Here is a 20,628-nt window from a genome sequence, read left to right on the forward strand (position 1 = left end):
GATTGAAAAGACGTGACCGGATTGGTCGTTAACAGCGACCAGCGTTCCAATACACGTCTCACACTTTACCATGACATGCTGCTCAAGTGAGGTCAACAACGGCCCGGCCCCGCATGCGGCCTTGAAGAATCTGAGCGAACGCTTCCGGCAGATCGGACAGCGCAATCTCGTGGACGACGGAAGCCAGCAGTTCTTCTTCCAGAAGCCACTCAGCGGCGATCCGCTCCCATACTTTTCGCCGCAGCTCCATCGGGCACTGCACCGAGTCAATGCCGAGCAGATTAACGCCGCGTAAAATAAACGGAAGCACCGATGAGGCGAAGTCCATTCCCCCGGTAAAACCGCTGACAGCGACAGAGCCTCCGTAACGGACCGATCTTAGGACATGAGGCAGAAGAGCCCCGCCTACCGGATCGACCGCACCGGCCCATCGCTCCTGATGAAGGGAGCGTCCTTCAGGCAATTCCAGCTCCGGGGGCGAGATGCATTCGGCGGCGCCTAGTTTTTTCAAATAATCGGCTTCAGTGCTTTTGCGGGAGCTGGCCGTCACGTCATAACCCGACCGCGCCAGCATGGCGACGGCCCAGCTTCCCACGCCGCCGGTGGCACCGGTCACGAGCACAGGGCCTTGGCCGGGAGCCAGTCCGTTCTCCTCCATCCGGTGAATGGATAAGGCAGCGGTGAACCCGGCGGTGCCGACCGCCATCGCTGCCTTCGCTGACATACCCGGCGGCAGGGGGACGACCCAAGCAGCGGGAACCCGCGTCATTTGGCTGAAGCCACCCGGATGGGATACCCCCAATCCGTATCCCGTAACGAGGACTTCGTCTCCCTCACGGAATGCCGGGTCAGACGAAGCGACGACGGTTCCGGACAAGTCGATTCCCGGAATATGCGGGTAACTGTTCACGATATTGCCTCCAGGGATGCTGGCCAGCCCGTCTTTATAATTCACGCCTGAGTATGCAACACGGATCGTTACGTCTCCTTCCGGCAGATCGTCCAGCGAATACTCCCGTATTTCCGGCTTCAGATGTTCCCCTTTCCAATCTACCGTTAATGCTTGATAAGAGTTCATTTTTGATGCCGCCTCTCTTGAAAAATGATAGTTGATTTGCAGAAAATTAAGCTCTGAGCATAGATGCAGCGTTTCGGATTCAGCTCGGTCCGATCGAATCAACAAACTCTTTGAGTTCCAGATTAAAGCGCTCAGGCTGATCCCAAAAGACCGCATGCCCTGCTTCTTCATACAGGGATACCCTGGAATGGGGGATGATTTCAGCGGTTCGCCGGCTGGCTTCAAGCTTCACGGTGCAATCCTCGGCTCCGTGCGTGATCCGAATGGGCTTCGTCATCGATGACAATACATCGTCGTTCGTGATCTGCCTGTTAAAGATTCCTTGATGTACGAATGCCGGAACGACCACATTGGATCCGAGAAAGAGATAGTGCTCCTCGCGGGTCAAAGTGTGATAAAACACGCTTTGCTCCAGCCACTGATCCAGCGAGTTGATCCGAACCATCGGTTCGTCAGAGAAGAGGCTCGCCGACATGTTCAGCGTGTCGCTTCCCATATCAGCCATGAAGGCTTCCCTGCCCAGCCGGGTTAAGGCACCCGCAAACAGGATACCTCCAATTTCGTTCTCCCCATACTCCCGGATATAGTCGAGAAGGGGGATTCCCGCAAATGACCACCCGACCAGTACCGGTTGAATCAATCCCATCTCTCGGATGACTGAATGAATATCCTCCGCCCACAGCTGTCCGTCGGCATACCCTTGCGCCGGTTTATCCGATTGCCCGTGTCCGCGAAAATCCATCGTTACCAGGCGGAAATCCAGGGCAAGCTCCGAATGAATCTGCTTCTTCCAACACAAGCTGCACTGCGATCCGCCGTGCAGGAACAGCAGCGGGCGGCCATGGACATTGCCAGATTCCTCAACATGGAGCTTAACGCCGCCGCCCCCAGTTACCGTAAAAGACACGGGCTGCCGTAAGTGGTTTAGCATCTGCTTATCGAACGTCATCTACGATCCCTCCTTATAGTTAAAATCGTATCCTTGTTCGTTCATTTCGTCTAATTTATAATTCGTATATAAATCATGCATAAATGTAATGGATGAGGAGGGGATGGAAATCGAGTGGCAGCAGATAGAGTATTTTATTGCGGTGGCGAAGCTGCAGCATATGACGAAGGCGGCACAGCAGTTATCCCTGTCCCAGCCTGCCTTGAGCCGTTCCATCGCAGGCTTGGAGAAGGAGCTGGGCGTGGCTTTGTTCGAACGGAGCGGACGTAATCTGGTCCTGAACCGGTTCGGGCGCCTTTTTCTGGAACGGGCCGAACTTGCTTTTCGTGAAATTGAGCAAGCCAAACAGGAGATCGCAAATCAAATTAATCCGGAGGCGGGGGTGATTTCCCTTAGCTTCCTGCATACGCTCGGAGCTCAGCTGATCCCCAGCCTGCTTGGTTCCTTCCGGGAGCGTTATACCGACATCCGATTTGAGCTTCATGAGAGCTCCAATCAACAATTGCTCACGCTCATCTCCAATCACGAATGCGATTTCGGCCTTTCCACGCCCGAGCTGCTGGATGACAAGTTCAACTGGCATTTGCTCGGCATGCCCGAACTATTTCTGGCCCTTCCGCAGCATCATCGGTGGAGCAGCAAAAGCCAAATCAGTTTGGAGGAGCTGCAGGATGAGCCGTTTGTCGGTTTAAAGACGTCCTGCGGGTTAAATTTCACCATCAACCAATTGTTCGAAAAAAAACAGATTCGCCCGAACACCGTATTTGAAGCGGACGAATTGGATACGGTGGCCGGGCTCGTTTCTGCGGGTTTTGGAGTTGCCTTGCTGCCGAAGACGATAGGTGTTCAAAATCATCAATTGCACTGGGTGAAGGTCGATGACCCGGCATGCAAGCTTCCGATCGGCGTAGTGTGGAAAAAAGACAGGCCGCTTACCCCAGTATCGGAAACTTTCCTTGACTTCATCCGCGAAAAGTACCCCTTGGGTCAACGGGAGTAATGCTGCATCATTTCATCTCATTTTGGAGATGCCGCCGCTGATCAGATTGACCTTGACGTCGATTGTCCCGATGCTGCTTGGATCCAGCCTCAGTTGTTCCTTGACGCTGAGCTGCTCCCATTCCTTGGGCATGATACGGTAAAATTTGGCCGAGAGCCCGTATACGTCAATGTCCTTTTCGAGCCCCTTTAAATACGTGTCCATGATCTGGTTTTTGATTTCCTTGGTCGCCTGAAGTTCGAGCTGCTGCCGATGGAGGCTGGTGCTCAGCTGCGGAAGCGTCGCCTGCATGGACACTTTGAAATCGAAGACGGGCTTCCCGTTGACGAGCCGCGGCTTGATCGATGATTTGATTTTGTTCATGACCATGATGGACTTGATTTTCTTTCCCCCCTTGATGATCAGGGGAGTTCTGACTGTTTTTTTCTCCGTCCAGCGGAGTCCCAGAATGTCTTTGGTCTCTAGGCAGTCCTTGTACTTCTGATGATCCAGGAAACATACCCCGGCCATGCTGATGTTGGGCGACGGCTTCTTGTTATCAGTCCAGCTGGGCACGACCCTCAGGTAAGGGAGATGCACGGTTTCGCCTTTTTCCTTCCATTTCCATATAAATTTGTACATATACAAGGGAGCGACCATCGAGCTTTGTTTATAGTTCTGCATCGGGTTGTTCAACTGGGAGTAAATGACCGACAGTTCGCTGATCGAAGGAGTATTCAGCACTTTTTCCATCGGCTCTTTGGTCGCCATCGTCCAGACCGTGTACCTAAACTCGTAATATCGGTCCCATACGTCCAAAACCTGATTGATCAGTCCGTGCTTCAGCGCCTCCTCAGTGAATACGATCGTTTTGACGTTGCTCCACACAACCCTTTGGGGACTCGATGTGTACAAATTGAATATCGCGGTGTCGAACGCGTCCCCTTCCGCTTTGCCGACGAAGGTTTTCTGCTGCTGGGCTTGTCCGGATTCCCTCTTGGCGATTCCGCTGAAGTTGACCATTTGGATATATACGACCACTTTGTCCTTGACGTAGTCCACTCCCAGCGTATTCACGTAGATCATATGCTCGATTTCTCTGGATCCCCAGCAGCCGGTCAGCAGGGTGGAGAGCAGAATAACGATGACAATGCATCGGATCGTTTTCATACTTGGTTCATCCTTTGTTTCCGGTATGGTCGGTGAATTTTCCCTTGCCCCAAGGCATGCGGAATAGGACTTTAAACATGTACCTGTACTGCGGCGGCGACAAAGGGGCCATATACGGAATGCCGAAGGACTGAATATTGACAAGGAGAAGTACGAGCCCCAGCAGGCTGGTCAGCGTGCCGAACAGCCCAAGGAACCCGCTAATTAGAAGAACCGCCAGCCGTACCAAGCTGACCACCGTGACCAGGGATTGGTTCGACAGCGTAAATGTGGAAACGACCGAAATCGCCGTAATGACAATGGTTCCTGGTGCTGCAATTCCGGCGCTGATGGCAGCCTGGCCGATGATGAGCCCTCCGACGACCGACAAGGTTTGACCGAAGGAGGAAGGAAGCCTCATTCCCGCTTCCCTGAAAATCTCAAAGAGCAGCAGGCTGACCACGGCCTCCAGAGGTACGGGAAGCGGCACACCCTGCCTCGAGTTGACGATGGTTGCCAGGAGGGTGAAAGGAATCTGATCCTGATGGTATGTAGTAACGGCGGTCCAAAAGCCGGGCAGAAAGATCGACAGGATGACTCCGAATATTCTTAAAAATCTGGTGAAGGCCACGAAGATATTGACGTTATGGGCATCCTCCGACGTGTTCAGAAGAAGGTTGAAGGTTACGGGGCCAAAGATCACCGTCGGCGACCCGTTCATGACCAGCACGAACTTACCGTGAAGCAGCGAGTTGACGGCATAGTCCGGCCGGCCCGTATAGGACATCAGTGGAAAAAATGAAAACCCTGCCAGCGTCTCTTCCAATTGGGTGTTGCTGATCATCCCTTTGGTGCGTACTTCCGCCAGCCTAGATCGGATTTCCTTGAGAACCCGTGTCTGAATTTCGTCCTTATGGTACATCAGAAACACCTGGGTTGACGTCTCGGTGCCGAACGTGAACCCCTCGACCGCGAGCCGGTCGGTTTTGAGCCGTCTTCGGATCAAAGCCAGATTGGTCATTGCGTCTTCCGTGAAACCGTCGCGCGGACCACGAGTGGAAACCTCTGTATTGGGTTCTTCCGGCTGCCTTTTGGGAGGGTTAGCCAAGGTTACCGCGTAGATTTGGCACGTAGGTTTAAAGATGAGCAGCAAATCCCCATTCAGCACGGTTTCCTTGAAGGCTTCTTCCAGGTTATTTTCAGGCAGGGTGATCATATAGAACGGAACCTTCTGCTGCAGGTTCATTTGCTCCGATTGAAAAATATCTTCAGGGATGTTCTTAAGCTCAGGGACGATATATTGCTCCACCTTGTTTTCTTCGCACAAACCCCGGCAGTATACCAGTTGCACCTGATAGCCCGAATTGGATAGGGGCAGGGACACTTGCTTGATATCCGCGCTGGAATCAAATAACCGGCAGATCAGGGCGTCGATTTGTTGACCATGCCGGCTGCTTTTTCTTATCATGACACCGTTCTCCCCCTTAACCGGGCCAGCAGGATCAGCCCTACCACGACTACCGAATACAGCAATACGCCCCAAAAAGAAAATGGAAGCACGTAGGAAGACATCGTTCTCATAAATACCTGGTCACTGATCGGTATCGACGCCAAGAACAGAATAGCCGCGTACAGACAGCCCAGCACCCAAGCCTTTCCTTTGTTGCTCTGAATCCGAAATACGTCCAGGATGAGAAACATGGTGATAGACATCCGGATGAACGCACCGCTGAACCATTGGTACACGCTAAAAAAGTCCATGTGCTCGATGTAGCGTCCGATCGTCAGCAGCCTCCATTCCTCGTATGCCGGATATCTGAGCTTGTCGGCCTCATCTACTCCGAATTCAACGATACCGCCGATCAGCGGACCGATGGTCAGTCCCGCTAGAATCACTATGAGGATCAAGAGGTGCATATACATCAGTCGCGACTGGATATGATGCTGCATAAAGAGCAGCATAATTATTTCCACGAATCCGGCTCCCACATAGATAACGCCATTCCATACCGGCTGCATGCCATGGGCGAGAAACGGTTTAAGCAAGGAATAATCCTTGTGAGGGGTGTTCGAGAACATGACGAAAAATCCCAGCAGGACGACGATCGGTAGCAAGATACTGGCGGTATTGGCGATCGATTGGATGCCTAGGTATGCGTTGACCACCGAAATGAGCAAAAAGATGAGGGTGAATACCACAATTGGCGTTTCGGGAGAAAAGGTCAGATGAATCCAGTACACGGTGTCCCGGGTCGTCAGCGTACAAATAACAAAAAGATAAATCCCTGCCGCCCCGGCGAGTACTTTCCCCACGAATGGTGGGTAGGCGTTGGACAGCATCTCAAAAATAGGCTGCTTGTTGACTTGCCTGATGCCTATGCGCAGAACGGCAATCCATGCCAGCGAGCATGCCCCCGCAAGAACTATAGACATCCAGGCGTCGCGTCCGGCCGCATCCAGCAAAATCGGGATGATGATGACATGGTTCAGCAGCCCCGTGCTCAGCATCATGATCATGACGGATTGAACAAACGAAATAGGGGATTTCATGGTCATCTTCCTCCTGCTTTGGCAATCTTTCCTTTCTTATAGTGGGATATTTTAGATGAATTATACTGTCGAACCAAAATGAAGGCAGAGGATAACAAGAGCTTCTTATGACAGTAGTGGCATCAGCTTTATTAAAAAGAGTTAACCTTTGTTAATCGACAAGGCCACTTTTCGCTCCTATAATGGTTCAATCTGAGGTTTAGGAGTTGATCATATTGCTTTGGCGATGGAAACAAGCTGGATTGTTATTCCTTTGTTTATGCATCGGGCTTCCATCCATTTATTCATTTCCGCCTGTACAAGCATTCGCTTCTTCAGCGGCTGCGCCTTACGATATTCAAGACATAGCGGCTGGCGGTTATCACTCCCTCATGCTGACAGCTGACGGTACCGTTTGGGGTTGGGGGAGCATTTGCTGTGCTGCTGGCCCGAGCGCTTCAGCTCCCCGAACAGACAGGAACAAGTATCTTCGAAGATGTTGACGATAAGGACTGGTACGCGGCGGAAGTACAGTCGGCCACGAAGGCAGGAATCATCCAGGGGGCAGGTGACGGCGGATTTCATCCGGATCGCGCGGTAACCCGGCAGGAAATGGCGCTGATGATCAGTAAATCCATGACGTACTCAGGCAAAGCGGATACTCAAGGCAGCGTGGAACAAATGAGTCTCGAGGGTTTCTCCGATCAAGAAGAGATCGCCAGCTGGGCCCATGATGCGATGATGAAGATCGTTCAGGCGGGAATTATGCAAGGTGACCAGCATGGCGCACTGCGTCCGGACGAGACTTGCACTCGTGCCGAAATGGCGGTCATGATCGTCCGGATGCTGAAGGAAATCCAATTTATCAATTAGGTTGTTCTCATGGTCGATTGACGTGACACTTTTCCTGCTTTGCTTTAGGATATAATTAGCAAAATGAACCTAAGGCGGATCTTATCATGGTATGGATACTCGAATTGCTGAGCATGGCGGCGAACCTGATCTTGGCCTGCTATACAGGTTCTGCCCTGATCATCGGCGTCGTCTTTTTTTTGATCGGATTTCAGGGAGCGCGGCTCTCCACTCTTGCGAAAGGGAAGCAGACCCGAACCCGATGTGTTTAAAATATGTTCCGCCCTCGGCATCGTTCTTGTCATCTTCCTGATTTCGTTCGAAAGTCTCCGGATGACGGGCCAGTTAGCCTTTTCGTCCGGAATGGCACCGGAAACGGCCAGGCTGTTCGGGATGAGGCTCGTCGTGCTTGGCGTGGTTCAAGCGGCCTGGTTATTCATCTCCCTGAAATGGCTGCTGCCGCTGGTTTTTGACCCGATCGACCTCAGCCCCAAGCGAAAAACGGTTGTTGTCAGCACAACCGTGCTTAACCTGCTGCCGGGCCTGCTGGTCGTTCAGGATATCGGGGTCTAGCGTTTAGTTCGCAGAAACATCAGTGTACACAGGATATGGATTAGAGCAGATTTTTATTGTTCGCGATATGTAAAATCAAGCAAAAAACAGCCATTTGCCCGTATTTAAGCGGCAATTGGCTGTTTTTGTGTTGGGTCAACATGCGAAAAGAGCGGAGCGCCGCATCCAGGTTCCGCTAACCGCTTTGGCTGGTGATCTGAAGCCAATGCCTTTTGCGGTAGGCACCCGGCGTGATGCCGGTCACCTTCTTAAAGGTGCGGTTGAAAGAGGTGATATTGAGGTACCCGACCTGCTGGCTGATTTCATTCACAGTCAGGCTGGTGCAGGCGAGCAGCTCGCGCGCCTTTTCCATCCGGATGCCCTGCATATGGTCGCTGAAATTCAAGCCGGTCTTGTCTTTGATATAGGCGGATAAATAGGTGCTCGTCAGATTGAATTTGGCCGACAAGTAATCCAGGGACAAATCATCTGCGTACTGGGTCTGCATGACCTTCAGCAGCTTGGAGATCAGCGGTTCTTCCCGCGCATCCCACTTGGAACGCAGCAGGGAGCAGGCTGCTTCGAGCAGCTGCTGGAAGACTTGTCGGTAATCAGTGACGCACTGGCAGTCCTGCAGCCCGCGGGTCCACTGCTTCAGCGACTGAATCTTCGCTGGTTCCACCTGGGCGGCTTCCACAAAGTAGATCACCCGCGAAGCGATGGAATCGGCGAAGAAGCGGAATTGGCCGATGCCGGCTTCCTTGCGCAGCATGAAGTTCAGCGCCTGGTCAATCAGCTGCAGGCAGCGGGTGTCCTGGCCCGATTGCAGGGAAGCGGTGAATTCGCGCTCCTGAGCAGGGCTTAGGGATACGGAAGCGGGAAGGGAGCGGCTGCCGGTAATCAGCTGGGCCTCCTCGACCAATTTGGCCTGGGCCGTCCACGACCGCAGCTCATGGTATGCCCGGCTGAACTCCGATACCTGGTGGATATCGCCGCTGACGGCGATGCTGCCCAGAATCTGCTCCTTCTCCGCCTCCAGCATGCTGCGGATCTCTTCCAGAAATGGATAAGTCGAGCTTGAGGTTGCTCCCTTAATAATCGATATAATTTCATTTTTCTCCAGCTGGAACGTATGGGAGCCCTCGAACTGCCCGGTCGTCAGGATATGAATATGGTCCAGCAGATGCCTGACGGCTGTATCGGCGTGCACAGGCAGATCTGCCGTATGGGACAAGCGGAACCGGATGTGATACAGCACCACGACATAGCGTTCGTCCGCCGTCAGGAAGTCCTTCCATTCGTTGATATCCGTGTTGATGTTTTTAAGGCGGCTGATATAGGAATAGCTGGTCAGTACGGACCGCTGCTGTTGGAGCTTGGCCCGGATCTCGTTTTTGTCCCGCTGCAGCTCGTGGATCCTCTCCGCGATCAGATCATATTCCACCGCGCCCTTCCGCAAGGGTGCATTGGCTGCATCAAAGGGTTTATTGTCCAGCATGGCGGACAGCATGCGCTTGACGGGCGTATGCAGCTTGCGGCTGAGGAGGATGGAAACGCCTACAGAAACGGCGAGCGTCAGCATGAAGATGACCAGGACGGTTCCTGTCACCCGGCTGAACTGCGAGGAGACATGCTTGTAGGGTACGGCCGTAATAAAGGTCAGCCCTTGGTCCGACGATGTTTTGAAATAATAGGTATCGTCAATGAGCATCTGCAGCTGTCCCGGCTTGAATTCAGGCAGCGTAACCATGCTGATTTTTCCATGCTGATACAGCAGGTTTCCCTCCGGGTCCATGATTCCTACCGTCCGGTTCTGGGTGTTGCCGAAAAATGAACTGGCGGCTTTCTCAATATCGATCAATGCGATCACCTGATATCGCCCGCCAGGCGCGCTGGTAGACGTAAGGCAGCAGCTGCTTCGCATCCGGCACCGTGACATTGACGTGAAACGGCGATGCCGGCAGCAGCCGGAACGTCTGCGGATCAGACGGATCGGAGGCGGCCTGCCAGAAATGCTGCGGGTACGCAGAGCTGGCATACAGATGGCTGAACAGGTAGGAAGCGCTGCTGCTTCCGGATTTGCTGAGGGCAAAATCTTTTTCGTCAAAATAAATAATGACGTCTTCCAGGTAAAAGAGGGGGTTGTATACATCCCTTCTCATTTGGAGAATCACGCTTCGGGCTTTTAGATAATCGACGTTTTGGCTCTCGGCGCTGTGAAGCTGGCTGTTAAAGCCGATCAAGTCCTCCTGGTTGTACAGATCGTACAGCAGCACCTGCAGACGCTGGAGCTGATTGGTGAAGCGGCCCGCCGCATCGTGCAGATCACTTTGGTTCGACTGGATGATTTCTTCCTGAAGCGTTCCTTTAAACATATGGTAAATGGCCGTATAAACCCCGCCAAACAGCAGGATCAGCGCAAGAAAACTAACGAAAATCTGGACGAACAGCGAGCGCCTGCGTTCCTTGATCCAGCTCATCATCACCGCTTAAACTCCCTTCAAACCATTTTAGTATGGATACCTATCCCATTAATGTAACGGCTCACGATTAAGCCGATTGGACGCGGTTGTTAAGAGAACGTAAAAATTGTATATGCAAATTTTATGATTTAGTTTGATTATTCATGATTTCCGGACTGCAAGTTAGAAGAGTTGAGAGATGGGTAAGCATCTTGATAATTGTCCATAGCGGCGCTCGGCAGAGCTGTGTCATGATGCATTCGTGTCAGATGGCGTCCAGCATGGGGCATGAATCTTGCACAGAAGATCAAGGGGGAGGGAAATTCGTTGTGGACAGCCAAACGACGGTGAACAAGATGGCCGGCAAGGGCGGCAGCATGTACGAGAATAACGGACGAGGGAGCAGCCAGGCGGCGGCATGGCTCCGGAATTGGCAGCTGTATCTGTTGATTGCCCCGGTTCTGGGTTACTTTATCGTCTTCCACTATATTCCCATGTACGGCGTGCAGATCGCATTCAAGGATTACATCGCCTCGAAAGGCATCACGGGGAGTCCTTGGGTCGGACTCAAGCATATCGAACGCTTTTTTGACAGCTTTTACTTTGCGCGCATTCTGTGGAACACGCTTGGCATCGGGGTGTATGAATTGATCGCGGGTTTTCCGGTTCCGATCGTGCTGGCGCTCCTGCTGCATGAGGTGCGTTCATCCAAGTTCCGGCGATTCGTCCAGACGGTGACTTATGCCCCGCATTTTTTATCGACTGTGGTTGTGGTCGGCATGCTGATGATGTTCCTGTCTCCGGTCAGCGGGCTCGTCAATGCGGTCATCGTATGGATTGGCGGACAGCCGGTTGCTTTTCTGACCGAGCCGTCATGGTTCAAGAGCATCTATGTCTGGTCAGGCGTGTGGCAGAGTATGGGCTGGAGCTCGATCATTTATTTGGCCGCTTTGTCCGGAATTGACCCGCAGCTCCATGAAGCGGCCAAGGTGGACGGTGCCGGCAGGCTCAAGCGGATGTGGCACATCAATTTGCCGGGCATCGCGCCGACGATCGTCGTTCTGCTCATTTTGAACATCGGATCGATATTAGGCGTCGGTTTTGAAAAGGTGTTCCTGATGCAAAATTCGCTCAATATGGAAGCGTCGGACGTCATTGCCACCAACGTATACCGCAGCGGCATTTTGGGGGCGCAGTACAGCTATTCCGCCGCCGTGGGGCTGTTCAATGCCGTCGTCAATTTCGTGCTGCTCCTGACTGTAAACCGGTTCGCGCGCAAAATGGGCGGAAGCAGCCTATGGTAATCTGGACTAGACAACGGAAGGAGGGTCATCCATGCTGGAGACCAGGTCCGAACGGATCACGGGAATAGGCATCTATGTTCTGTTGGGGGTCGTCACCCTGATCGTTATGTATCCGCTGTTCTTCGTGCTGATCGCATCGGTCAGCCATCCCGGGTCGGTCATTCGGGGCGAGGTCTGGCTGTGGCCCAAAGGATTCTCGCTCGTTGGTTATGAACGCCTGTTTGGGAACAAGGAGCTTCTTCGGGGATTTTTGAACACGGTCATGTATACGGTTGTCGGAACCGCGCTCAATGTGGTGATGACCGTGGCCGGGGCTTACCCGCTGTCCCGGACGGATTTTAAAGGCAGACACTTCTTTACGTTCCTGATCGTGTTTACGATGTTTTTTGGCGGCGGCATGATTCCGACATACCTGCTGATCAAAAGCCTCGGGCTGCTCAATACCTTCTGGGCCATGATTATTCCGTCCGCCGTCTCGGTATGGAACATTCTGATCATGCGCACGTTTTTTCAGTCTTCCATCCCCAAGGAAGTTCAAGAAGCGGCTTTCATGGACGGATGCTCCAATATTAAAATTTTGCTCAAAGTCGTGCTGCCCCTGTCGGGACCCGTACTCGCGGTCATGGTGCTGTTCTACGCGGTCGGACATTGGAATGCTTACTTCAGCGCGCTGCTCTATTTGTCAGACCGGGATTTGTATCCGATGCAGCTGTTTCTGCGCGAGATTCTGGTACAGAACCAGATGCAGGAGATGGTCGATATCAGCGATGATACGCTGGCCCGCAGTCTGATGGATGCCGAGGCGATCAAATATGCGGCGGTTATTGTCACGAATCTGCCGATGCTCATTCTTTACCCTTTTCTGCAAAAGTATTTCGTCAAAGGTGTCATGGTTGGTGCGATTAAGGGCTGATCAGGGTCGAATCTTAAATGTTAACGGAGGAGATAGAGTATGAGAAAACAAAAACGGCTTCGTAAGATGAGGGGCAAATGGGGACCGCTCACGCTGTCGCTCGTGATGGCTGCGGGTTTGCTGAGCGGATGCAGCGGCAGTGCGTCAGAAGGTGAAGCGGAGAACAAGACCGACAAGCTGGCGAATCTGAACGAAACGGGCATGCCGATCGTGAAAGAACCGATTGAGCTGACCTTTTTCACAGGCAAGTCGCCGACTAACGGCAGCAAATTTGAAGATACGCTGATTTGGAAAACGTACAGCCAAATGTCGAATGTCCAGGTGAAGTTCAATCTGGTGCCGTTTGAAACGCTGACCGAGAAAAGGAACCTGGCGCTGGCGGGAGGCGATTATCCGGACGTCTTTTATTCGGCGCGCGTCGGTTCGGCTGAGCTCGCCCGGTATGGGCAGCAGGGTGTCTTCATTCCGTTAAATGGCCTGATCGACAAGTACGCGCCCAACTTCAAGAAGCTGATGGAGAAATATCCGGACATCCGCAAAGGGCTGACGATGCCGGACGGCAACATTTATTCGCTTCCATCCTTCTATGACCCGGACCTTCTCTCCATGCTGATCGGCACGCCGCTGTGGATCAACCAGGAGTGGCTGAAGAAGCTGGGGATGGAGGAACCACAGACGACCGAGGAATTTTACAAGTACCTGCAGGCGGTCAAGGCGACGGACCTGAACGGGAACGGCAAGCATGACGAGATTCCGTTCAGCGCGGGCGGCATCACGGTCCTGATCGATCATATGAAAGGGGCGTGGGGGCTTGGCACAAGCGGCCTCGGGCATAAGCTGGTGGATGTGGACCCTGGGACAGGCAAGCTTCGCTTTATTAAAACAATGCCGCAGTACAAAGAGGTGCTGCAGTTCATAAGCAAGCTCTATAAGGAAGGGCTGATCGATCCCGAAATATTTACGATCGAGGGCAGCGCCTTGAATGCCAAGGGCCAAGCCGGTCTGCTCGGTTCAACGGTCGTGCCGAACCCTGAAACAGTAATGGGGCGCAAGGAATTTGCGGGACTCGGGGCCTTGAAAGGGCCGCATGGTGACCAGCTGTATGCCCATGTCAAAGTTCCGATGGTGCATGTCGGCGCTTTTGCCATTACGAATAAAGATCCGTATCCGGAAGCTACGATCCGCTGGATGGATTACTTCTACAGCGATGAAGGCGCCAAGCTGTATTTCATGGGCAAGGAAGGGGAGACGTATACCAGTGACGCGAGCGGCAATTTGAAATACGTGGATGAAATCACGAACAATCCGGACGGCCTGACGCAGGACCAGGCATTGGCCAAATACTTCACCTGGCTGGGTGGAAGCTATCCTGGCTTCGTGACGGAGAAGTATTTCAAAGGGTCGGAGACGCTCCTGAATTCCATGGCCGCGGCCGAAAAAGCCAAGCCTTACGCGGTGAAGAACATCCTGTATAACTTTAACTATACGCCGGAGGAGACGGAGGTCATGTCTTCCATCGGCAAGGACATTGAGGATTACACCGCGGAAATGGAAGCAAAATTCATCAACGGCTCCGCGTCTTTCGATCAGTGGGACGGGTATGTCAATAACTTGAAGAAAATGGGACTGGACCAGTACATGTTCGTGTATCAGGCGGCTTATGATCGGTATCAGGCGGAATAAATCAATCATCCGAAGCTTGGAATTCTTCCGGGAACAAAGATGACAGGTACGCAAGATAAAATGGTTCCATCCTCATCGGTGAAGAACCGGCCAACGGCCGGTTCTTTCTTCTTACTATCGGCGGATTGTCAATGATCAGGGCTGGTGCTATGGTAGTTATTATCCAAGGGAGAAGCGGGCGATATCCGCGATTCGTTCATGGCTGTCGCTCATGGTACTGCCGCCTTCGGGCTGCTCTCAATAAAAAGGAGGTGTTGTTATGGGAAGGCCTGCAACTTTCGGCATTATCGGCGGCGGTGGATTTCGGGCCCAATATTTTTTAAGAATTGCGCAAGCGCTTCCAGAGAAATTCCAGGTCACGGGAATGGTGGTCCGGGACGCAGCCAAAGGCCAGGCGATGGAGCGCCAGTGGCAGGTGGCTGCATACAGGACGCTTGAACAGCTGTTGACCGGCCCGCAGCCGGATTTCATGGTCGTATCGGTCAGCGCATCGGCTTGCGCGGAGTATTTGATTCAGCTTGCGGACCATGGCATTCCCGCATTGGCGGAAACGCCTCCTGCACCTGATTTGGACGGGCTGATCAGGCTGCATGACCAGCTGACACGCCGCGGTGCGCGGGTGCAGGTCGCCGAGCAGTATCCGTTCCATCCGATGAACCAAGCTAGAATGGCCATCATTCGGGAAGGGCTGCTCGGGAACGTAACCCAGGCAACCGTATCGATTTCACACTTTTACCACGGAGTCGCCCTGCTTCGGAAGATGCTCGGTATTGGATTTGAAGACGTCCGCGTTCGGGCAATGCGGTTTGAGTCCGACTGGGTGGCAGGACCTACCCGGAGCGGACCGCCGCCGGAAGAACAGATCGTGACGTCCCGGCGAGATTTGGCCTGGCTGGATTTCGGCGGCAAGCTCGGGATCTACGATTTCACCGCGGACCAGCATCGTTCCTGGATCCGCTCGAACCACCTGTCGGTTCGGGGGGAGCGGGGCGAAATATTCGATGACCGGCTGACGGTCCTGAAGGACTTCCGTACGCCGCTACATTTGAACTTTAGGCGAATCAATAAGGGTGAGCTCGAGAATCAGGAAGGGTACTTTCTGGAGGGGATTATGGCGGGAGAACGGTGGGTGTATAACAATCCGTTAGCCCCTGCAAGGCTGTACGACGACGAAATCGCGATTGCCTGCTGCCTGCAGCAAATGGCTGTCTACGCTGCGGGCGGGCCCGGTTTCTACAGTCTCTCCGATGCTTCGCAGGATCATTATTTGGGCATGCTCATACAGCAGGCGATTCAGTCTGGAGAAACCGTCGTTTCTTCACGTCAGGTTTGGTCAGGCGATAAGTAGAGGAAGCTCGCGAGGCCCGAGCCCGGATCATAAGGCAGAAGACTAAAAAACCGCGATACAATCGCGGTTTTTTCCTTTTCATTACAGCCATCATTTGATTTTCAGTTCAACGACGGGCAGATCCTTTAGCGGTTTGGGGGCACCTGTGTCCGAATCGATGTACATCTTCAGCACAAGCGAGCGGGGCTTGTCGAGCATGCTGCTGCTGAATATTTGCCGGAAGCCCTCGTCGGTCCCGTTTCCGGCTACCGGACTCAGCTGCACAGCCCTTCCATTTCTGTTAGTGGAGACGATGGTCATGTAACGGAGCTTATCCCAGATGGATTGCTTTGTTTTGAAATCCAATTCGCTGCCGTTATCGATCGCGAAGGTGGCGCGCGTCAACAACGGAGACATTTCCACCTTGGAGAGAACAACCTTATGGCCATCGATGCTGATAGAACGATCGGGCTGCATAACAAAGGTCGGCGTCTTTTCAAATTTTGGTTCTAAATCAACGTCAATTTTCATACGGTCGGAATAACGGAAATCCGCAGCGACCGTCCCGGTTTTCGGGTCGCCCAGTTTTCCGGGATTTACGGAGGCCACCTGAAAGTCGACCTCGATGCGGCTCGGAAAAGGCTGGCTGCGGTCAAGCATTACCGTGCTTTGACCGGACCAGCTGCGACCGTCGCCGTTGCCGATCTGAAATTTGGAATTCAGGAGCTTGCCGGAGTTTGAGTCGGTCACTTTTACGCTGTTTACCTTGTAGATCTCCTGACCGGACTCTGCTGTGGCGGTGTACAACAGCATGATCTTGTTTTCATCAGCCGTGACGGCATCGAGTGTAATTCGGTAAAGACCGGAGGAAACCGACTTGTTGACGATTTGGATGTAATCGTTGCGTACTGCGGATTCGAGTGTCGCATGGTCCACGTCTTTGGTGGATAGGGCCCTGTACCTTTCCAATGCGCCCCAACTCATATCCTTCGCGGTATGCAAAGCAGGCAGCCCGCCGATCGGGCCGCCCTGCCACCATCCGGCACCCAGCAGCACGGCCAGCACCACTGCAGCGACGGCATAGGGCAGGATACGCCGCTTTCGCGAAGCCGATCTATTCGCGAACCCGCGCCGGATCGCCTCGGTAGCTTCCGTGTCGCCGATTTGCATCCTTTCACGCCGGAGCTGCGCCGCGTCGGCAAGCAGGGCTTGTTCTTCAGGGTTCGTGTTCATTCCCAATCCCTCCGATTCTTCATCCATTTGCGGAGCTGGCCAAGCCCCTTATGCTGCCACGTTTTGACCGTGCCTTCCGGTTTGCCGAGAACCGCGGCGATTTCCGTGAGCGTCAGGTCGTTGTAGTATTTCAGGATCAGCACATGGCGGTATTTCGGCTTCACCTTTTCCAGCAGGGGACCCATGGCGACCTTATCGTGGTTGAACGCTTTGAATGCATCATGAGGCTGGCTAATCTCCTCAAGCTGCTCATCCACGGTAGGAACGGCCCGCTTCCTGCGCCGTTGCTCATCGATGCATACATAAATGAGAATGCGGATGAGCCAAGCCTTCATCGCCCTGCCGTCTTTCAGCGTCGAGCGTTTGACCCATGCCCTGCACGTCATTTCCTGCAGCGCCTCCAAGGCATCATGACGATTGCGCAAATAGCTGTAAGCGATGTTCAGCAGCGTTTCCCGGTGCTCCATGATGGCGTCATAAACACCGGTTTCTACTCCGGCTTGTCCCATGCTAACCTTTTTCATTTCTGCGTGAGAGCCCAAGCGGGCAGCCCTCCTTTCTTTGTCTCTGTGGTACAGACGGACCAACGTTTCAAACGGTTTTAAAAATCTTATTTATAATTATTCTAAATAAATATTGACTTTAAATTGATAAGTGTTATCATTTGTTTATGAGGTTTTTTGATGATCATTTTACGAAAAAGGTGGAGAGCTAATGAGTACAAATCATTCCGATTCCAATAAACTGACAACGAGCTGGGGGGCCCCGGTTGGGGACAACCAAAATTCCATCACGGCCGGACATCGCGGTCCTACCCTGATTCAAGATGTTCACCTGCTGGAGAAATTAGCCCACTTTAATCGCGAGAGAGTTCCTGAGCGTGTCGTTCATGCGAAAGGTGCCGGAGCGCACGGTTATTTCGAAGTGACCAACGACATGTCTAAATATACCAAAGCGAAGCTGTTCCATGACAAGGGCAAGCGAACCGACCTCTTTATCCGGTTTTCGACCGTTGCGGGAGAACTGGGCTCCGCAGACACCGTCCGCGACCCGCGCGGATTTGCTGTAAAGTTCTACACTGAAGAAGGCAATTACGATATCGTCGGCAACAACACGCCGATCTTTTTCATTCGCGACGCGATCAAATTCCCGGACTTTATCCATACTCAAAAGCGCGATCCGAGAACGCACCTGAAAAATCCGAACGCCGTATGGGATTTCTGGTCCTTATCTCCTGAATCGCTGCACCAGGTTACTTACCTGATGGGCGACCGCGGCATTCCGGCGACGCTGCGTCATATGCACGGTTTCGGCAGCCATACATTCAAATGGGTCAACGAGCAGGGTGAAGCCGTGTGGATCAAGTACCATTTTAAAACAGACCAAGGCGTGAAGAACCTGGATCCGGATCTGGCGGCAAAGCTGGCAGGTGAAAATCCCGACTACCATATTCAGGACCTGCAGCAGGCGATCGAAGCAGGGGACTATCCGTCCTGGACGCTGTATGTTCAGATCATGCCGCTGGAGGACGCAAACACGTACCGGTTCGATCCGTTTGACGTGACGAAGACGTGGTCCCAGAAGGATTATCCGCTAATCGAGGTTGGGAAAATGGTGCTTGACCGGAATCCGGAAAACTATTTTGCCGAAGTGGAGCAGGCCACGTTCTCTCCGGGCAACCTTGTTCCCGGCGTTGAACCGTCCCCGGACAAAATGCTGCAGGGCCGCCTGTTCGCCTATGCGGATGCGCACCGTTACCGTGTAGGGGCGAACCACAACCAGCTGCCGGTCAACCGTCCGAAGGTACCGGTCAACAACTATCAGCGCGACGGATACATGAATTCGGGTACGAACGGCGGCGGATCGGTCTATTACGAACCTAACAGCTTCAACGGACCGAAGGAAGATCCGCATGCCCGGATCACTCCGTTCGAGGTTGACGGCTATGCTGGACAAACGGCGTACGATCACGATGATCACTATACGCAAGCCGGGGACTTGTACCGCTTGATGAGCGAAGAAGAGAAGGCCCGCCTCATCCGGACCATCGTGGAAGCGATGAAGCCGGTGGAGCTGGAGGAAATTAAGCTGCGCCAGATCTCCCATTTCTACAAAGCGGATCCGGATTACGGAACCCGCGTTGCCGAAGGTTTGGGCTTAACCGTCCAAGCGTAAAGCGGCAGCAGCGGTTTTGCCCCTTAAGGGCGGCAGCCGCATGGATCGAGGCGTGCGAACAAATGAAAGGGAGGGTGATCCGGCATGATGCTTCAGCCAAGTGTATGCCCCATGTGCCACCAGCCGATCAAAAATTTGAAGCATACGATCATTTGCGGCTGCGGGAGCAAAATTAAAACCAAAATCAAATTCAAGTAACGCACTGCGGAGCTAATATCCGCGTAGATAAAATATATACCGACGGTTTATTCGCGGAGAAAAGTGAACCAGATAAAAAGAAGCTCACCCGAATCGGAAGGGTGAGCTTCTTTATTGGTTTTTTTATAATGTCTGGGTATTCCCCGACTCCTCCCGCCGTATGCGCAGCTGCGTGCGGCGGCCGAGCAAGAGGCCGACCAGGGACGCCATCATCTGCTGGAAAACCATGCCCAGAACGACGGGAACGGCGACCGGCGCTGGGAAATAGGCGACGGCAAGGACGGCGCCTGCACTGATGTTGCGCATCCCGCCGTTGAAGACGAGGGCGACCTGCTCCGGCTCGCTCCAGCCCATCAGGGCGGAGATCGCGAAGCTCAGCAGGTACCCGGCCGCGGCCAAAAAGACGATGACCGCAGCCATGCCGACCAGCCGGGGGCTGATGTCGGACAGATAGGGAGCGACCACGGAGCCGTTGATCATAATGACCAGCGCCATGGCCAGTTTGGAGAACGGGTTGAGGCGCGGTCCCCAGACCGGAACGATGGCGCCTTTGCTCCATTCGTTCAAGGCCATGCCGAGCAGGGAAGGGACCACGATCATGCCGAACAGGCTGCTGATCATCGGCAGGATGTCCATATGAACGCTCGCTCCAATCAGCAGCGACAGAATGCCCGGAACGGCGAAAGGCGCGATCAGCGTGTCGACCAGGATGATGGACAATGTCAGCGCGATATGGCCCTTGTACAGGCTTACCCATACGAAGCTGCTGACCCCCGTAGGGATGACCGCGGCAAGCACAAGCCCGGTGATCGTATAAGCATCGAGCGGGAATAGAACCTTGCCCGTGCCGAGGGCGACCAGCGGCATGATCACATGCAAAACCAGCAGGCAGGCGAAGAGCGGCAGCGGCCTTTTCATGACACTGAGAAAATCCTTGAAGCTTAAGCTGATGCTTCCGGCAAATGTCATAAATGCAAACAGCCAGGGAGACATGAACGTATACGAAGACAGCAAACCTCCGCATAAGACGCCGATCACGATGCTGGCCGGCGTAATCAAAGGCATGATTCGGTTGAGTCGGGCATTCAGCGATTGCAGCATAAGCAGTCCGTCCTTATATTTTCGTATTCATACATTATACATGGCATGGCAGTATTGAAAAAGGCTGAATCGGCCAGTTGGGCACAGGCGAGCTGTTTGATTTCGGCATCAGGCCCACTGATAAAGGGCATCCCGCGGACAGCG

20 protein-coding genes are annotated in these 20,628 nt (G+C 53.3%); 10 read left to right on the forward strand and 10 right to left on the reverse strand.

What is annotated here, in order from left to right; genetic code table 11:
• Positions 1–82: 82 nt before the first annotated feature.
• Positions 83–1,078, reverse strand: coding sequence for an acrylyl-CoA reductase family protein (locus ABIE48_RS07160; protein WP_192714937.1), 996 nt, complete (start codon positions 1,076–1,078; stop codon positions 83–85).
• A gap of 79 nt (positions 1,079–1,157) precedes the next feature.
• On the reverse strand, positions 1,158–2,027 hold the full coding sequence (locus ABIE48_RS07165) for an alpha/beta fold hydrolase (RefSeq protein ID WP_192714936.1): 870 nt from the start codon (positions 2,025–2,027) through the stop codon (positions 1,158–1,160).
• A 103-nt stretch (positions 2,028–2,130) separates the two neighbouring features.
• Here ABIE48_RS07165 and ABIE48_RS07170 point away from each other — a divergent pair, with 103 nt between their 5' ends.
• Complete coding sequence (locus ABIE48_RS07170) at positions 2,131–3,027, forward strand: LysR family transcriptional regulator (RefSeq protein WP_192714935.1); 897 nt, start codon at positions 2,131–2,133, stop codon at positions 3,025–3,027.
• Between the two features lie 12 nt (positions 3,028–3,039).
• On the opposite strand, the gene ABIE48_RS07175 is transcribed toward ABIE48_RS07170, so the two are convergent.
• Genes ABIE48_RS07175 through ABIE48_RS07185 form a run of 3 tightly spaced genes read right to left on the reverse strand, consistent with a single transcriptional unit; the run spans position 3,040 to position 6,705 of the window.
• Positions 3,040–4,176, reverse strand: coding sequence for a Ger(x)C family spore germination protein (locus ABIE48_RS07175; protein WP_145022608.1), 1,137 nt, complete (start codon positions 4,174–4,176; stop codon positions 3,040–3,042).
• Between the two features lie 7 nt (positions 4,177–4,183).
• Entirely contained in the window at positions 4,184–5,623 is a 1,440-nt protein-coding gene (locus ABIE48_RS07180; protein WP_145022605.1) for a spore germination protein, read from the reverse strand.
• Positions 5,620–6,705 (reverse strand): GerAB/ArcD/ProY family transporter, encoded by a 1,086-nt coding sequence (locus ABIE48_RS07185; protein ID WP_192714934.1) that lies wholly within the window; start codon positions 6,703–6,705, stop codon positions 5,620–5,622. The genes ABIE48_RS07180 and ABIE48_RS07185 overlap by 4 nt, the downstream gene beginning before the upstream one ends.
• Positions 6,706–6,947: 242 nt before the next feature.
• Here ABIE48_RS07185 and ABIE48_RS07190 point away from each other — a divergent pair, with 242 nt between their 5' ends.
• The 4 genes from ABIE48_RS07190 (at position 6,948) to ABIE48_RS07205 (ending at position 8,109) form a co-directional block, all read left to right on the forward strand.
• Positions 6,948–7,187 carry an RCC1-like domain-containing protein gene (locus ABIE48_RS07190; RefSeq protein WP_354520594.1) on the forward strand — a complete coding sequence of 80 codons (240 nt, stop codon included), beginning with the start codon at positions 6,948–6,950 and terminating at the stop codon, positions 7,185–7,187.
• Entirely contained in the window at positions 7,123–7,557 is a 435-nt protein-coding gene (locus ABIE48_RS07195) for an S-layer homology domain-containing protein (RefSeq protein WP_192714932.1), read from the forward strand. The genes ABIE48_RS07190 and ABIE48_RS07195 overlap by 65 nt, the downstream gene beginning before the upstream one ends.
• Before the next feature lie 86 nt (positions 7,558–7,643).
• On the forward strand, positions 7,644–7,808 hold the full coding sequence (locus ABIE48_RS07200) for a hypothetical protein (RefSeq protein ID WP_192714931.1): 165 nt from the start codon (positions 7,644–7,646) through the stop codon (positions 7,806–7,808).
• Positions 7,801–8,109 carry a hypothetical protein gene (locus ABIE48_RS07205; RefSeq protein ID WP_192714930.1) on the forward strand — a complete coding sequence of 103 codons (309 nt, stop codon included), beginning with the start codon at positions 7,801–7,803 and terminating at the stop codon, positions 8,107–8,109. The genes ABIE48_RS07200 and ABIE48_RS07205 overlap by 8 nt, the downstream gene beginning before the upstream one ends.
• A gap of 175 nt (positions 8,110–8,284) precedes the next feature.
• On the opposite strand, the gene ABIE48_RS07210 is transcribed toward ABIE48_RS07205, so the two are convergent.
• Positions 8,285–9,958 (reverse strand): helix-turn-helix domain-containing protein, encoded by a 1,674-nt coding sequence (locus ABIE48_RS07210; protein ID WP_354518604.1) that lies wholly within the window; start codon positions 9,956–9,958, stop codon positions 8,285–8,287.
• Positions 9,936–10,571 (reverse strand): hypothetical protein, encoded by a 636-nt coding sequence (locus ABIE48_RS07215; protein WP_354518606.1) that lies wholly within the window; start codon positions 10,569–10,571, stop codon positions 9,936–9,938. Before ABIE48_RS07215 ends, ABIE48_RS07210 begins: the two co-directional genes overlap by 23 nt.
• Before the next feature lie 356 nt (positions 10,572–10,927).
• On the opposite strand from ABIE48_RS07215, the gene ABIE48_RS07220 reads away from it, so the two are divergent.
• From ABIE48_RS07220 to ABIE48_RS07235, 4 genes are all read left to right on the forward strand, one after another.
• A complete protein-coding gene (locus tag ABIE48_RS07220; protein ID WP_260869323.1) occupies positions 10,928–11,854 on the forward strand; it encodes an ABC transporter permease in 927 nt (308 codons plus the stop codon).
• A gap of 31 nt (positions 11,855–11,885) precedes the next feature.
• A complete protein-coding gene (locus ABIE48_RS07225) occupies positions 11,886–12,767 on the forward strand; it encodes a carbohydrate ABC transporter permease (protein WP_145022593.1) in 882 nt (293 codons plus the stop codon).
• A gap of 39 nt (positions 12,768–12,806) precedes the next feature.
• Positions 12,807–14,450, forward strand: coding sequence for a type 2 periplasmic-binding domain-containing protein (locus ABIE48_RS07230; protein ID WP_354518608.1), 1,644 nt, complete (start codon positions 12,807–12,809; stop codon positions 14,448–14,450).
• A gap of 259 nt (positions 14,451–14,709) precedes the next feature.
• The gene (locus tag ABIE48_RS07235) at positions 14,710–15,798 is read left to right on the forward strand and encodes a Gfo/Idh/MocA family oxidoreductase (protein WP_145022591.1); all 1,089 of its coding nucleotides are present in this window, start codon (positions 14,710–14,712) and stop codon (positions 15,796–15,798) included.
• Positions 15,799–15,888: 90 nt separating this feature from the next.
• Here the strand turns inward: ABIE48_RS07235 and ABIE48_RS07240 are convergent, their stop codons facing one another.
• Positions 15,889–17,010, reverse strand: a complete 1,122-nt coding sequence (locus ABIE48_RS07240; RefSeq protein WP_192714928.1) for a DUF4179 domain-containing protein — start codon at positions 17,008–17,010, stop codon at positions 15,889–15,891.
• Entirely contained in the window at positions 17,007–17,552 is a 546-nt protein-coding gene (locus tag ABIE48_RS07245) for a sigma-70 family RNA polymerase sigma factor (protein ID WP_354518611.1), read from the reverse strand. Before ABIE48_RS07245 ends, ABIE48_RS07240 begins: the two co-directional genes overlap by 4 nt.
• Positions 17,553–17,724: 172 nt before the next feature.
• On the opposite strand from ABIE48_RS07245, the gene katA reads away from it, so the two are divergent.
• A complete protein-coding gene (gene katA, locus ABIE48_RS07250; protein ID WP_192714926.1) occupies positions 17,725–19,185 on the forward strand; it encodes a catalase KatA in 1,461 nt (486 codons plus the stop codon).
• A gap of 321 nt (positions 19,186–19,506) precedes the next feature.
• Here katA and ABIE48_RS07255 read toward each other — a convergent pair whose 3' ends face one another.
• Entirely contained in the window at positions 19,507–20,484 is a 978-nt protein-coding gene (locus ABIE48_RS07255; RefSeq protein ID WP_192714925.1) for a bile acid:sodium symporter family protein, read from the reverse strand.
• Positions 20,485–20,628: the final 144 nt, after the last annotated feature.

The sequence above is a fragment of the Paenibacillus sp. OAE614 genome (assembly GCF_040546645.1).
GTDB classification, from domain to species: Bacteria; Bacillota; Bacilli; order Paenibacillales; family Paenibacillaceae; genus Paenibacillus_AQ; species Paenibacillus_AQ favisporus.

Coding starts and splice junctions, on each gene's coding strand:
- ABIE48_RS07160 (WP_192714937.1), bottom strand. CDS start 1,078: ATGAACTCTTATCAAGCATTAACGGTAGATTGGAAAGGGGAACATCTG.
- ABIE48_RS07165 (WP_192714936.1), bottom strand. CDS start 2,027: ATGACGTTCGATAAGCAGATGCTAAACCACTTACGGCAGCCCGTGTCT.
- ABIE48_RS07170 (WP_192714935.1), top strand. CDS start 2,131: ATGGAAATCGAGTGGCAGCAGATAGAGTATTTTATTGCGGTGGCGAAG.
- ABIE48_RS07175 (WP_145022608.1), bottom strand. CDS start 4,176: ATGAAAACGATCCGATGCATTGTCATCGTTATTCTGCTCTCCACCCTG.
- ABIE48_RS07180 (WP_145022605.1), bottom strand. CDS start 5,623: ATGATAAGAAAAAGCAGCCGGCATGGTCAACAAATCGACGCCCTGATC.
- ABIE48_RS07185 (WP_192714934.1), bottom strand. CDS start 6,705: ATGAAATCCCCTATTTCGTTTGTTCAATCCGTCATGATCATGATGCTG.
- ABIE48_RS07200 (WP_192714931.1), top strand. CDS start 7,644: ATGGTATGGATACTCGAATTGCTGAGCATGGCGGCGAACCTGATCTTG.
- ABIE48_RS07215 (WP_354518606.1), bottom strand. CDS start 10,571: ATGATGAGCTGGATCAAGGAACGCAGGCGCTCGCTGTTCGTCCAGATT.
- ABIE48_RS07220 (WP_260869323.1), top strand. CDS start 10,928: ATGTACGAGAATAACGGACGAGGGAGCAGCCAGGCGGCGGCATGGCTC.
- ABIE48_RS07225 (WP_145022593.1), top strand. CDS start 11,886: ATGCTGGAGACCAGGTCCGAACGGATCACGGGAATAGGCATCTATGTT.
- ABIE48_RS07230 (WP_354518608.1), top strand. CDS start 12,807: ATGAGAAAACAAAAACGGCTTCGTAAGATGAGGGGCAAATGGGGACCG.
- ABIE48_RS07235 (WP_145022591.1), top strand. CDS start 14,710: ATGGGAAGGCCTGCAACTTTCGGCATTATCGGCGGCGGTGGATTTCGG.
- ABIE48_RS07240 (WP_192714928.1), bottom strand. CDS start 17,010: ATGAACACGAACCCTGAAGAACAAGCCCTGCTTGCCGACGCGGCGCAG.
- katA (WP_192714926.1), top strand. CDS start 17,725: ATGAGTACAAATCATTCCGATTCCAATAAACTGACAACGAGCTGGGGG.
- ABIE48_RS07255 (WP_192714925.1), bottom strand. CDS start 20,484: ATGCTGCAATCGCTGAATGCCCGACTCAACCGAATCATGCCTTTGATT.